11 protein-coding genes are annotated in these 13242 nt (G+C 60.2%); 1 reads left to right on the top strand and 10 read right to left on the bottom strand.

Translation table 11 applies throughout. The features are described 5' to 3' along the window. Positions 1-188: 188 nt before the first annotated feature. The 4 genes from tpx to Q669_RS04100 all read right to left on the bottom strand — a co-directional run bounded on the left by tpx (position 189) and on the right by Q669_RS04100 (position 4284). The gene (gene tpx, locus Q669_RS04115) at positions 189-686 is read right to left on the bottom strand and encodes a thiol peroxidase (RefSeq protein WP_011787201.1); all 498 of its coding nucleotides are present in this window, start codon (positions 684-686) and stop codon (positions 189-191) included. Between the two features lie 120 nt (positions 687-806). After that, positions 807-2024: a Bcr/CflA family multidrug efflux MFS transporter gene (locus Q669_RS04110; RefSeq protein WP_022991350.1), complete on the bottom strand. Its 1218-nt coding sequence runs from the start codon at positions 2022-2024 to the stop codon at positions 807-809. Between the two features lie 116 nt (positions 2025-2140). Further along, complete coding sequence (locus tag Q669_RS04105) at positions 2141-3052, bottom strand: LysR family transcriptional regulator (protein WP_031210070.1); 912 nt, start codon at positions 3050-3052, stop codon at positions 2141-2143. 80 nt (positions 3053-3132) lie between these two features. Then, positions 3133-4284 carry an alpha/beta fold hydrolase gene (locus tag Q669_RS04100; RefSeq protein ID WP_011787198.1) on the bottom strand — a complete coding sequence of 384 codons (1152 nt, stop codon included), beginning with the start codon at positions 4282-4284 and terminating at the stop codon, positions 3133-3135. A 179-nt stretch (positions 4285-4463) separates the two neighbouring features. Here Q669_RS04100 and Q669_RS04095 point away from each other — a divergent pair, with 179 nt between their 5' ends. Beyond that, on the top strand, positions 4464-5375 hold the full coding sequence (locus Q669_RS04095; protein ID WP_036148786.1) for an acyltransferase: 912 nt from the start codon (positions 4464-4466) through the stop codon (positions 5373-5375). A gap of 12 nt (positions 5376-5387) precedes the next feature. On the opposite strand, the gene Q669_RS04090 is transcribed toward Q669_RS04095, so the two are convergent. From Q669_RS04090 to Q669_RS04065, 6 genes are all read right to left on the bottom strand, one after another. Beyond that, positions 5388-5585, bottom strand: a complete 198-nt coding sequence (locus tag Q669_RS04090) for a hypothetical protein (protein ID WP_011787196.1) — start codon at positions 5583-5585, stop codon at positions 5388-5390. 61 nt (positions 5586-5646) lie between these two features. Next, complete coding sequence (locus Q669_RS04085; RefSeq protein WP_022991347.1) at positions 5647-7629, bottom strand: ribonuclease R family protein; 1983 nt, start codon at positions 7627-7629, stop codon at positions 5647-5649. Between the two features lie 71 nt (positions 7630-7700). Then, positions 7701-9419, bottom strand: a complete 1719-nt coding sequence (locus Q669_RS04080; RefSeq protein WP_022991346.1) for a GGDEF domain-containing protein — start codon at positions 9417-9419, stop codon at positions 7701-7703. Positions 9420-9505: 86 nt separating this feature from the next. Further along, entirely contained in the window at positions 9506-9955 is a 450-nt protein-coding gene (locus Q669_RS04075; protein ID WP_022991345.1) for a DUF411 domain-containing protein, read from the bottom strand. Between the two features lie 117 nt (positions 9956-10072). Continuing rightward, positions 10073-12655, bottom strand: coding sequence for a heavy metal translocating P-type ATPase (locus Q669_RS04070; RefSeq protein ID WP_022991343.1), 2583 nt, complete (start codon positions 12653-12655; stop codon positions 10073-10075). A gap of 3 nt (positions 12656-12658) precedes the next feature. Further along, a complete protein-coding gene (locus Q669_RS04065; RefSeq protein WP_011787191.1) occupies positions 12659-13093 on the bottom strand; it encodes a MerR family transcriptional regulator in 435 nt (144 codons plus the stop codon). Between the last annotated feature and the right edge of the window lie 149 nt (positions 13094-13242).

The raw sequence follows: 13242 nt of genomic DNA, 5'->3' as shown, positions 1-13242 counted from the left end.
TCAGATGCAAGCGACCGAGCGGGGTGGGCTTTCCAAAAAACGCTCCTTCGGCACATCCATGTGGCGCTTCTGCTCCGCCATCCCTGGCTCCGCAAATTTTTGGAAAGCCCACCCCACCCGGTCACCCGGACGGCGGTGCAATACCCTGTACTCTATCGATCAACAGGGGTTTGGAGGTTCAATGAATATCAGAGCACACTCAAAGCCGCATCGTAATCCGGCTCGTTCTTGATCTCGTTGACCAGTTCGCTGTGGATTACCTTGTTGTTCTCGTCCAGCACCACCACCGCGCGGGCGCAGAGGCCGGCGAGGGGGCCGTTCTGGATGGCCACGCCGTAGTCCTGCTGGAAGCTGTAGTTGCGGAAAGTGGACAGGGTTTCCACGTTTTTCAGGCCTTCGGCGCCACAGAAACGCGAAGCGGCGAAGGGCAGGTCGGCGGAGATGACCAGTACTACGGTGTTGTCGAGGCTGCCGGCCTTTTCGTTGAATTTGCGGGTGCTGGCGGCGCATACACCGGTGTCGATGCTGGGGATGATGTTGAGGATTTTGCGTTTACCGGCCCAGTTGTCGAGTTTGACTTCTTCCAGCCCGCTGCTGGTCAGAGTGAAGGGCGGTACGTTGTCGCCCGGCTGGGGAAATTTCCCGCTCAGTTCAATGGGGTTGCCGTCGAGGGTGACGTTGCTCATATGCTGCTCCTGAGTTTGTTGAGAGTTCCTTGGCTTTATGTTCTGCAACTTACTCTGTGTAGCTTACTTTGGATGACTTTTCATCCCCGACTTTAGCTGGATCATGCTCGTGCGAGCCTCTCAGGCGCTGGCTTTTCCGGTTTCAAAGGCTTTCGCCGGGTAGCGTTGTACCAGCAGCAGGTAGCCGATCATGGCCAGGCCGGCGCAGGTGGCGATGACGGTGGCCATCACCAGAGGGGTGCCATTGTGCAGGGCTCCGACGATGGCGCCGGCGATGGCGGCGGCGGTCATCTGGATAAAACCAAAAAGCGCGGAGGCGGAGCCGGCCATGGTGGGGAAGTTGGCCAGGGCGCCGGCCATGCACTGGGGCAGTACCAGGCCGGTACCGGCCATGAAGATGGCCTGGGGAATCATCACCGCCCACGGGCTGTAAACCTGTTGGTAGGCCAGGAGCGCCATGATGGCGCCGCCGGCCAGAGCGGTGATCAGACCGTAGAACAGGATCTGATCCGGCCCCAGGTAACGCGCCAGTCGGATGGAGCCCAGATTACCAGCGATGTAGCCCACGACGATGGCGGCGAAGTAGAAGCCGAAGTGCTCCGGCTGAACCCCCAGTACGTCAATCAGCACGAAGGACGCGCCAGACAGGAAGGCAAACAGCCCGCCGTAGATGGCGGCGTTGGTCAGGGTGTAGCCAATGAAGCTGGCGTCGGTGCTGATGCGCCGGTAGTTGGCGAACAGGTGGCACAGGCGCAGGGGCTGGCGATACTCCGGTTTCAGTGGCTCGGGGATGCCAAAAGCGGTGACCGCCGCCATGACCAGGGCGTAGCCGCCCATAGCGATGAAGATCCAGTGCCAGCTGAGACCGCCGACCATCAAGCCGCCCAGGGTAGGGGCCACCGCCGGTGCCAGGGCCATGATGCTGGCCAGCAGGGCGAGGATTTTGGCGGCTTCCCGGGGGGTATAGATGTCGCGGATGATGGCGCGACCCAACACAGGGCCAGCGGAGCCGCCCAGGGCTTGCAGGAACCGGAACAGCTGCAGGGTTTCGATATTGTTGGCCAGGGCGCAGCCGATGCTCGCAACAGTAAATAGCAGGAAGCCACCGATCATGATGGGTTTGCGGCCGAAGCGGTCGGCCAGCGGCCCGCAGATGAGTTGTGCTATGGCGAAGCCGGCCAGGTAGACGCTCAGAGTCAGCTGGACCTGATCGGTGCCGGCATCGAAGTCGGCGCCGATCTGGGGCAATGCTGGCAGGTACATGTCCACGGCCAGTGGCCCGAGGGCGACGGCGGCGGCCAGCAGTATGGTTGTCCAGATGCTTGTGAGTGCTAACACTATTAGTCCTGACTTTAGAGTTGCGCTAGGTCGACGATTGACGTGAAGTCTAGGCTTTATGGTGCGTTTAGATAACGGCTGGTAGCCTCATGCAATACATGAACAAAACTGATTGATTAATCGTTCAGCCCGTTCATGGTCGCTGCAACCGAATTTACCTGGTTGCGCACCCAGCGGTGGGCCGGGTCATTCTGGTGTCGCCGGTGCCATAGCATCAGCAGGGTAAAGGGCTTGTAGTCGAAGGGAAGCGGAACCCAGGCGAAGTCCCGCATCAGTTGTGCGCTCATGCGTTCCGGGGCGGTGGCCAGCATGTCGGTGCCGCGGAGGAATTCGGGCAGGCCGGAGAAGTTGGAGACGGTGACCACGTTGCGGCGGTCCAGGCCCTTGGCGTGCAGGGTGTTTTCAAAGCCGGGTCGTTCGCCGGTGGCGAACATCAGGGCGATGTGATCGGCTTTCAGGTATTCGGCCAGATCTGTCGGCGCGTTGCGTTGGTTTGGGTCATAGAACACTACCATGCGGTCCGCCATCAGGCCCCGTTGCATGATGTCCGTGGTTTCCGGTGCGTGCGGGCTGATGATCAGGTCGCAGGCTTCTTTGCGCAGCATGTCGGCGTTGGGGATGCCGGAGGGAATCACCTGTAGCCGGATGCCCGGGGCCTGCTGCCGCAGGATTCGGAGCAGCCCGGGCAGAAGCAGATCCCGCTGGTAATCGTTGGCGGCAATGGTGAAGGTGAATTCCGCCGACGCCGGTTCGAAGGGCGGCCCGGAGGGCAGGGTGCGCAGATCATCCAGCAACTGGCGGATGTGGGGGCCGGTGCGCAGGGCGTAGTCGGTGGGCACAATGCCGCGCCCGGATTTCACAAACAGGGGGTCGCCGAAGGCCTGTCTCAGGCGCTCGAGGGTGTGGCTCACGGCCGATTGGGTAACGCCCAGGCGAACCGCCGCCCGGGACACGCTGCCCTCATCCAGAACCGCCACAAACGTTGCCAGAGATCGCAGATCCAGGCTCAACATATCAACAGGTTTCATGGGTGGCAGTTTAAAGCAGGGAAGACGGAAAGTCAGCGGTGGAAAGCCCTCCCTGCCACCTGCCGCTTGTGAAAGCAGTATCAGTCAGACCTTGCAGCCAACCAGTCGGCCAGCTCAAGCCAGGACGCACGGGGCGCTTTGCTTCCGGCCAGTATCCCCATGTGCCCGCCGGGGGCCACCCGGAAGGTCTTATCCGTGGAGCTGACGTGGTCCATCACTCGCTTGGCGGCGCCGGGTGTAGCCAGGGTGTCCTCCTGGCCGGCGATAGCCAGTAAGTTGGCGTTTACGTTTTCCAGTCGCGCGAAGTCGTCGCCAATCTGGATCTGGCCTTTGGCCAACTGGTTATCAATCCAGACCCGGACCACGGTGTCCTGGATGACGCCGCCGGGGTAGGCTACCATCCGGTCCAGAAAGGCCGAGGTGGTGGCATGGTTGGTGACGAATTCGCGGTCGCCCAGGCGCACGATCAACTCCCAGTAACCCATCACACTGCCAACCGGGTTGGTCAACTTGAAGCCGATGGTGTTGGCCCAGCCCGGGGTGTGGAACCAGTGCGGTTTCATGTCGTGGAGCCGGAAGCCGGTGCGCTTGCGAACCAGTTCGGCGACATCGGCAATCCGTTGATACATCCAGCCAATCAGGCCGGAAGCATGGCTGTCGATGGGCAGGCCCAGGACGATGGCGTTGCGGATGTGCTGGTCCTTGCTGAGGGCAGAGTAGAACAGCGTGAACATGCCGCCCATGCTCCAGCCATGCAGTGACAGTTCCTGTTCCCCACTGTGTTCCCGGACCCGATTCAGATACTCCGGCAGGAATTCGGCAACATAGGTATGCATGTTGTAGTGGGTATGTTCCCGGCCCGGCATACCCCAGTCGATCAGATAGACCTCAAATCCTCTGGCTCGAAGGAAACGCACCAGACTTCGCTGGGGAAACAGATCATAGATCAGCATATTTACGGCCAGAGGAGGAATGATGACGATCGGCGTGCGGTGGGTCTTGCGTTCTACCGGGATCACCATGCCATCCAGTTCAATGAAATCCTCCTCCAGCGGCGGATAGTATCGCAGGCTCACCAGCCCATTGCTGTGCAGGGTTTCGAACGGGGTCTGGCCTGCCTGTACCAGGCTGGCCGCCCGGAAAATCCGGTCGAAGGCATTGCCAGCGTAGAGTGCGCTCTGGCGGGCGAGGCCGGAGGAGGTCTTGATAGCGGATTTCAGGGGGTTGCGCATAGGGTGTCCGGTGTAGCTGCGGTGCGTGTGGAGTCAGATAATAGAGTGGATTCATTCCCCCAGCCATGGCAAGACTGTCACATCCGGTCGGCGTTTTGGTCACTTCGGGCCACTGCCCAAGCGGCTGCCAGGTTGCTATGATTGCGGGCTTCGGAAACAACAACCACAACAGGATGCCCATGCTCAGTTTCCTGCCTGCCCCCGTTATTGGCGTGCTTAATTCCCTGCTACTCGGCCTGAACACCGTGTTCTGGTGCCTGCTGCTCTATATCCCCGCGGTGTTCAAGCTGGTGATTCCGCACAAGGGTTTCCGGGTGTTGTGCACCCGCGTGATCATCTGGATTTCGGAGTCGTGGGTGGCCTGCAATACAGGCTGGATGAAGCTCACCCACAATACCCGCTGGCACGTGGAAGGCGCCGACAAGCTCAAGCGCGAGAGCTGGTATCTGGTGCTCAGCAATCATCAGAGCTGGGTGGATATCCTCGCCATGCAGCGGGTGTTCAATCGCCAGGCGCCGTTTCTGAAGTTCTTCCTGAAACAGCAGCTGATCTGGGTGCCGGTGATCGGCCTGGCCTGGTGGGGGCTGGATTTCCCGTTTATGAAACGCTACACCCGGGAATACCTGATCAAGCACCCGGAAAAACGGGGCGATGATCTGAAGGCGACCCGCAAGGCTTGTGAGAAATTCCGCTACACGCCGGTGAGCGTGATGAACTTTGTGGAAGGCACCCGTTTTACCCCGGCCAAGCACGACCGGCAGAAGTCACCGTACCAGCATTTGCTGGTGCCCAAGGCCGGTGGAGTGGCCTTTGTGCTGGATGCCATGGGTGATTCCATTGATACCCTGGTAGATGTCACGATTGCCTATCCCGATGGCGCTCCAACGTTCTGGGACTTCATTTGTGGGCGGGTGCCGGAGATCCGGATGACCATTGATACCCAGGCCATTCCGGAACACCTCAAGGGCAGGGATTACTCTGAGGACGCCGAGCACCGCCGCAACGTCAAGGACTGGTTGGGCGATCTGTGGCGTGCCAAAGACGAGCGGCTAGGGCGAATGCTGGCCCGGCAGGACCAGAACCCTAGCTGATGCCGTCCCGGGTCAGTCGTCGTCTTCGACCTGATCCGGGTGTTCCTTCTTGAACCTTTCCCACTCTTCCCAGTCATGGGGAGTGCCGGCATGGGGGCGTTTCAAATGCCTGGCATGCTCCATGGCATTGTGGCGCAGGCTGTGGTCGGGCTCTTCTTCTTCCTTGTCGAAGCCGTACTTTCGCAGAAATTCCTGAGGACTGATGGGCATAACACACCTCCTGAAAACAGAAGACCTCTGAACAGATACGGTGTGTCTGCCCGGCTGGTTTTCAACCCTTGTCGTCGGTTCCGGGATTAATGTCCTCGGCCTCGAGCAGTTTGAAGTTGATCTGCCGACGCTCTTCGTCCACACCGGAAAAACTCACGGTTACCCGCTGGTCCAGCTGGAAGATCCGTCCGTTCTTGTTGTGAACCAGGCGCAGCGTAACCGGATCAAAGCTGAACTTGCCCTCCAGATCCTTGCAACTGACAAAGCCTTCCAGGCCGTTGCAATCCAGGCGGACGAAAAACCCCGACGGCATGGTGCGGGTAATGGTGCCTTCCATCGGATCTGCCGGCAGGCCTTTGGCGTAATCGCTCTTGAGCCAGGCCTCCAGGGTGTTGGCAGCCATGCGGGCGCGGAACTGGGTGGTTTGAAGACTCTCCAGCTGCTGCGGGTTCAGGGCCTTGATGGGTTGATCCCAGAGTGCGGCCTTGATCAGACGGTGCACGTAGAAGTCCGAGAACTTGCGCAGCGGTGAAGTAAAGGTGGTGTAGGCCGCCAGTCCCATACCCTGATGCGGAGCAGGCTCGAAGCCCAGTTCGGCCCGGGCCAGTTGGCGCGAGAGAATGGACTTGACCGGCACATCGGCCTGCAGGCCATCGGTGTGTTTCATCAACGCCTTGAAGCCTTCGGCACTGGTGGCATCCAGTTCGGCCAGATGTGGGGCGTAACCTTCCAGCAGTTTACGGATATTGTCGGCGCGGTCGTCCCGCAGCCCCGGATGCTGGATGAACAGGCCTTGCCCCTGCTTTTGCAGGAAATCGGCCGCACAACGATTGGCCGCAACCATGCATTCTTCCACCAGCCGGTGGGCTTCGTTCTGCACTGCCGGTTCAATCACCCGGATCCGCTTGTTTTCGTCCAGACGCAACCGGAATTCGGGGCGATCATTGCTCAGTAACGCGTGCTCTGAGCGCCATTTGCGCAGGGCAGTGGCGGCCTGATGCAGCTGGTCCAGGCTGTTGGCGACGGCTTCGGGCAAGGCCTTGATGTCATCGTCTTCCCGACCTTCAATCAGGTGTGACACCAGCTCATAGCTCAGCTTGCCCTGGGAGCGGATGACGGCCTGGCGAAAGCTGTAGTCGCCCAGGCTGCCATCGTTGTTCACCTGCAGGTCGCACACCAGGGCCAACCGGGGTACCTCTGGCATCAGCGAGCACAGGCGGGTGCTGATGGCGTCCGGTAACATCGGCAGTGGCTCACCCGGGAAATAGATGGCGGTGGCGCGGTTAAAGGCTTCTTCTTCGGCCGGGCTGCCCGGGTCGATCATTGCGGTCGGGTCGGCGATGGCGATGGACAGGGTCCAGCCAGTGGCATTCGGGGTTGCCATCAGGGCATCGTCCATATCCTGGGTGCCCGGACTGTCGATGGTCACGTAGGGCTGCTCGGTACGGTCTTCCCGGCCCTCTCGGTGTGAGGCAACGGATTCCTCAGTAAGGGTGTCGGCCTGCTTCTGCACTTCTTCCGGCCAGGCATCGGCCAAATCGAAGTTGGCCAGGGTGAAAGCCCGTTCGATGCCCGGCTCACCGGCCTTGCCGATCACCCGCAGCACCTTCGCCTGGCCCTTGCCGTCCTTGATCGGATGGCGGTGAATCTGGCAGTAGATGAAGTCATCGGGCTGGGCGCCCTTGCGCTCTTTCGGCGGAATAAAAATCCAGCGGTTGATGCCCGGGGTTTCCGGTGCCACAAAGTGGCCTTTGCCCTTGATCAGATAGCGGCCCACGAAGGTGGCCAGGTGCGATTCCAGCAGCTCGTCGACAACGCCCTGGGTTTTGCCTTTTTCCACTTCGTGTTCGGTGACATTGACCCGATCACCGGGCAGGACTTTCTGCATTTCCTCGGGAGGCAGAAACACATCCCGCCCTTCATCCAGGGCCACAAAGCCGAAACGACCGTTGGTGGACTTGACGGTACCGGGGAAGACCACCTTGTTCTGTTTGATGTCGGTTTTCAGCTGGCGCAACTGATTGAGAGCGTCGGCGTTGAGCATGAAGAGATAACCTGAATAAAAAAGTGTGTTGCAGCGGAGTATAACGGTTCTGCCAGTGCGAGTCAGATCTGTCAGGCCGGATGAATGGCCTCGCCGGCACCCGTGCGGATGCAGACCCGATTCCGGCCGTTTCGCTTGGCCTCATACAGAGCCTGGTCGGCGTTGCGTAGCAGGACATCGAGATCTTCACCGGGCTGGCAAAAATAGCCGCCAACACTGATGGTTACAGCTGTTCCAGTGCGCTGGCTTTCCTGCTCGACACTGGCGCGAATACGACAGGCAATCTGCTCCAGCGTGGCGGCATCGCAGGGTGAGAGCAGGACTACAAACTCGTCGCCACCCCAGCGACCGGGGTAGTCGTAGGGCCGAACCGCCGCTTTCAGCCAGAGCGCAACCCGGCACAGAATCTCGTCGCCGGCCTGATGGCCCTGGCTGTCGTTGATGGCTTTGAAGTGGTCTATGTCCAGCCACAGAAGCCCGAAGCCGTTCTGCTCCCTTTCCGCGCGCTGAATTTCCTCATTCATCACCTCGTCCAGGCCCCGCCGGTTCTTCAGACCGGTCAGGGCATCGACCCGGGCAAGGCGCTGCAGTTCTTCGGTGCGGTGGGCCACCTTCTGTTCCAGCTCGCGGGTGGTATCTTGCAGGGAGTGGGACATTTTTTCGAAATGATCCACCAGGCGGCCGATCTCGTTGTCCGGTTTGGGCAGGTAGGGAAGATCAAAGCGACCGTCCCGTAACCGGTGCACGGCTTCCTCGAGGCTGATGACCGGGCGCAGAATGCGGGACTGTATGATCTGGTGGAACAGCACCAGGGTGACCAGCAGGCTGACCAGAAACACCGCTACCAGAGGCCAGAGATAGCTCCGGGGGATCAGTGTGTTCAGGTCCAGCAGGGTAATCTCAAACCAGCCAATGGCGGGCAGAAAGGCCACGCCGGCCAGATGCTTGCGGCCATCCACCGACACAAACCCGCTTTCCACCGCGCCATCTTCGCCATTACGCTGTTTGAGCATCTGCAGCATGCCCAGAATCTGCTGTTTGTCCTGGGGATCGTCGAACAGCAGATCCACGGTGTTTTTCTGGCCTTCGGGTTTGATGATGGTGGCAAAATCGATGTAGTTGCGATCGCGGTACAGTTGGATGGCGCCGTTATAGTCCACGAACAGGGTGGTAATGCCGTCCTGGCCGATGTCGACAATGTCCTGCAGAAAGTCGTCCAGATTCAGGCCGGTACCCACCATCCCGACAATGTTGTTGTCGGCATCGCGCATGAGCACGTCTATCCACAGCTTGGTAACGCCAAGTTCGGTATCGGGATTGACGTTCAGGTGAAAATCGCGGCCTTCCTCAATGAGTTGAAAGAACCAGGCATCGTCGGGTTTGTCCGGGCTCAGCACATAGCGGAACTGGTCGCCAGCGTAATCGTTGGAGACGTTGTTGTAGTAGTAATGACCATTGGAGCGGAGGGCCACAAAATAGCTGTTATCCCGGAAGTTGCTGCGGAAACTCTCCATCTGGCGGATGGCCTGGTTTTCCAGCGCGGGGTCTTCCGGTGACTGAGCCCACTGAATCAGTGTGGAGGAGCGGGCCATTTGCCGGGCCAGCCCGATTTCCCGCTCCAGGGACTGCAACAGCCGGGCGCTGTCATAGCGTACCTGGATCTCGGCGACCTGCTGGCCCCAGCGTTCAATAATATCTTCCGATAATGCCCGATAGGCCAGCCAGGAAGCGGTTCCTGCCGCTATGATCAACAGCGCGGCCAGCCCGAGAATGCGGGTTTTGAGGCTCAAAATGTGTCCTTGCCAATCGTGTTCTGAATCTATACTCCATCATAGAACAGAGCGGGGCTATCGTGTAGAAAAAATAGGCAGAACCATCAGTTGTGTTGGTTGAACACCCGCGTCTGTCCCTGGTCGTTGAACAGAATAACCTTGTAGTGATCTTTCCGGTCGCCCATCTCCATACCCGGAGAGCCCGCCGGCATACCCGGTACGCTCAGGCCGGTGGCCTTGGGGGCTTCCGCCAGCAGGCGCTTGATGTCGTCTGCCGGCACATGGCCTTCAATCACATAACCGTCGACAAAGGCGGTATGGCAACTGCCCAGACCCGGAATCAGCCCGGCTTCGGCTTTGATCCTGCCCATGTCGTCGCTGTTGGTGGCGGTGACATCAAAACCATTTTCTTCCAGATGGTCGATCCAGTCGCCGCAGCAGCCGCACGTGGGGGATTTGTACACATGAATGCTTTGGGCCGCACCGCCGGCAAGGGCGGTGGTGCTGAATCCCAGGGCAGCCATCAGGCCGAGGGTAAGGGTGTGTCTTCTCATGGTGATTACCTCAGTGATGTTGATCGGAGTTGTCCGAGTTAGAGCCGGAGAGCCAGAACCACCAGACAATGGCAGCCATCAGGGCGAGACCACCGGCATTGACCAGAAATGTTGTCATCAGTTCCGCTCCTCTGCAGATACCTGGGGTTGGCTGGTCTTGAACAGCCGCAGCCGGTTGGCGTTGGAAACCACCGTCACTGAAGACAGCGACATGGCGGCGCCGGCCAGGATCGGACTCATCAGGATGCCCCACACAGGGTAGAGCAGGCCGGCGGCCACCGGAATACCCAGGGAGTTATAGATAAAGGCTCCGAACAGGTTCTGGTGAATGTTCTTCACGGTCGCCCGGGAGATCTCGATGGCGTCCGGCACCCCGTGCAGGGAACCTCGCATCAGGGTGATGGACGCACTTTCAATGGCCACGTCGGTGCCGGTACCGATGGCAAAGCCCACGTCCGCAGCCGCCAGCGCCGGGGCATCGTTGATGCCATCCCCCACCATGGCCACCGTGTGGCCTTTACCTCGCATTTCGCTGACCACTTCGGCTTTGTCCTCCGGCAACACCTCGGCCCGGTAGTCATCGATGCCGGCCTTGGCCGCAATGGCCTTGGCGGTGGCATCGACATCGCCGGTGACCATCATCACCTTGATGCCAGCGTCGTGCAGGCGCCGGATGGCAGCCTCGGAATCCGGTTTGATCGCATCTGCCACGCCGATGACACCCAGCACTTGCTGGCCCACCGCCAGGAACAGCGGCGTGCCGGCCTCCCGGGTAATGGTTGCGGCGGCATCATCCAGAGCCTCGACAGACAGCCCTTCGGCTTCCAGCCAGCGCCGATTGCCCAGGCGTACCGGTTCGCTATCAAGCTTGCCTTGCACACCTTTGCCATTGAGCGCTTCGAAGCCGGAGACCGGTTCTGGCTCAATATCGTTCTCGCGGGCCCTGTCCAGAATGGCTTCTGCCAGCGGATGCTCGGAATGCTGCTCCAGCCCGGCGGCTAATGCCAGCAGGCGCGTCTCATCGCCGTTTGCCGCGTGCACCCGGGTTACCGCGGGATGGCCCTCGGTAATGGTGCCGGTTTTATCCAGAATCACCAGATCGATTTTTCCGGCAGTCTGCAAGGCATCGCCCTGGCGAATCAGCGCACCGTACTCTGCTGCCTTGCCGACGCCCACCATCACCGACATGGGCGTGGCCAGCCCCAACGCGCAGGGGCAGGCAATGATCAGTACCGTGGTGGCGGCCACCATCATGTGCACCACCGCCGGCTCCGGCCCGACGTTGTACCACACCAGCGCCGACACCACGGCAATCAGCATCACCGTGGGCACGAACACCGAAGAGATCTTGTCTGCCAGCCGGCCAATGGCGGGTTTCGAGCCCTGGGCCTTCTTCACCAGCTTGATGATCTGGGCCAGCGCGGTCTCGCTGCCCACCCGGGTAGCTTCATAGATAATCGAGCCGTGGGTGTTCAGAGTACCGGCCGAGACCTCATCGCCTTCGCCCTTGCCCACAGGCATTGGCTCACCGGTCAGCATGCTTTCATCGATGCGGGTGGTGCCTTCGGCAATCACCCCGTCCACCGGCAGCTTCTCGCCCGGGCGCACCCGGATGCGGTCGCCTTTCTGAACCTCTTCAACGGGAATATCCTGTTCCTGGCCATCGCGGATCACCCGGGCCGTTTTCGCCCGCAAATCCAGCAGCCGGCGCACCGCTTCCGAGGTCTTGCCTTTGGCCCGCAACTCCAGGGCCTGGCCCAGATTGATCAGGCCAATGATCATCGCCGAGGCCTCGAAATACACATGGCGCGCCATCTCCGGCAGCGCCTCCGGCGCACTGGCCACCACGATCGAATATAGCCAGGCGGTGCCGGTACCCAGAGCAATCAGCGTGTCCATATTGGCGTTATGATGTTTGAACGCCTTCCAGGCCCCGGTGTAGAAATGCCCGCCGGTGGCAATCATCACCCCCAGAGTGAGAATGCCCAGATTGATCCAGGTAAGCTGATTGGCCTCGGTCACCATCATCGACCCGAAGCCCATGCCCCAGATCATCAACCCAAGGCCCAGCCCCAGACTGATGGCCATCTTCACCAGCAGTACCTTGTACTGCTTCTTGTCCTCTTCCTGCTTGCGGTCGTCGGCGGCATCCGCGTCTTCAATCACCCGGGCACCATAACCCGCACTCTCCACCGCCTGCACCAGCGCCTGCGGATCGGCATCACCGCTGGCGGTCGCGGTGCTGTCCGCCAGATTCATATGGGCGTGAGTGACACCGGGGACCGACATCAACGCCTTCTCAATGGTATTCACACAGGATGCACAGGTGGCCCCGCTGACCGCCAGCGCGATCTGCCCGTCGCCGGCATCCGATGGCTCGACGTCGGTCGAGGCGGCCGGTGTATCCGGGTCCGGCGCCTTATCAGCGGCGGACTTGCCTTTTTTGGATGCGCAGCAACTGCCGGAGGGTTCGTTATGAACCAAAGGCTCCGCCGGGTAGCCAGCCTCTGTCACAATCCGTGCCGCCTCGGCGCTATCCACGTCCTCGGGCAGGGCCACGGTCTGCTCGTCGAGATTCACCTCCACCCGCTCGGTGCTACCGGTCAGCGGCTCCAGAGCATGACGAATCTTCTTCGCACAACCCTGACAAGAGGCGCCGGAAATACTCAGCGCAGTTTTCAGAACCGATGCTTCACTCATCACTCAAGACTCCTCACAGCAGGATGATGACGAAGGATCATCCCAATGTTCGATTAACCGACAAATCGTATGTCCATCCGGCGTTCCATCGGGCATCTCCTGCCAGGTGGACAAGGCCGACACCATCCGCGCCCGCAACTTCTGCAACTCCGAAATTTCCCTCTCGACTTCCGCTAACCGCTGCTGGAACACATCCCGAACCATCGGGCAGGGCGAATGATGATCGTCCGCCTGCTCCAGAATCTGCCGTATCTCCGGCAGAGAAAACCCCAGCTGCCGTGCCTTGCGGGCAAACCGCAACCGTCGCAGATCCTCGGCATCGTACTGCTGATAGTTGTTGTCCGGATTCCGGGTAGGGCGCAACAAACCCTCCCGGGTGTAAAACCGGACGGTATCCGGGTTAACCCCGGCGGCGGTGGCGATTTCTTTGACTTTCATGGTGCCGAATCCCCCAACGAGCATGTGGGTGGATGGGAGACTTGTTCAGATGTTTCGGAGTGTTGGTGTGGGTGGCGCTTCCGAAAATGTTCGTAGCCATGGATGGCGTACAGGGAAGTACTTGCAGCGGTTTTCGGAAGCGCCACCCA

The organism is Marinobacter sp. C1S70 (genome assembly GCF_000475355.1).
GTDB lineage: Bacteria > Pseudomonadota > Gammaproteobacteria > Pseudomonadales > Oleiphilaceae > Marinobacter > Marinobacter nauticus.
Note: the sequence above shows the minus strand (reverse complement) of the source record. Positions and strands in the feature narration are given on the sequence as shown.

Excerpts from the sequence above, each read along its gene's own strand:
- Q669_RS04065 (WP_011787191.1), bottom strand. The coding sequence starts at position 13,093 with ATGAAAGTCAAAGAAATCGCCACCGCCGCCGGGGTTAACCCGGATACC.
- Q669_RS04105 (WP_031210070.1), bottom strand. The coding sequence starts at position 3,052 with ATGAAACCTGTTGATATGTTGAGCCTGGATCTGCGATCTCTGGCAACG.
- Q669_RS04095 (WP_036148786.1), top strand. The coding sequence starts at position 4,464 with ATGCTCAGTTTCCTGCCTGCCCCCGTTATTGGCGTGCTTAATTCCCTG.
- tpx (WP_011787201.1), bottom strand. The coding sequence starts at position 686 with ATGAGCAACGTCACCCTCGACGGCAACCCCATTGAACTGAGCGGGAAA.
- Q669_RS04070 (WP_022991343.1), bottom strand. The coding sequence starts at position 12,655 with ATGAGTGAAGCATCGGTTCTGAAAACTGCGCTGAGTATTTCCGGCGCC.
- Q669_RS04090 (WP_011787196.1), bottom strand. The coding sequence starts at position 5,585 with ATGCCCATCAGTCCTCAGGAATTTCTGCGAAAGTACGGCTTCGACAAG.
- Q669_RS04100 (WP_011787198.1), bottom strand. The coding sequence starts at position 4,284 with ATGCGCAACCCCCTGAAATCCGCTATCAAGACCTCCTCCGGCCTCGCC.
- Q669_RS04075 (WP_022991345.1), bottom strand. The coding sequence starts at position 9,955 with ATGAGAAGACACACCCTTACCCTCGGCCTGATGGCTGCCCTGGGATTC.
- Q669_RS04085 (WP_022991347.1), bottom strand. The coding sequence starts at position 7,629 with ATGCTCAACGCCGACGCTCTCAATCAGTTGCGCCAGCTGAAAACCGAC.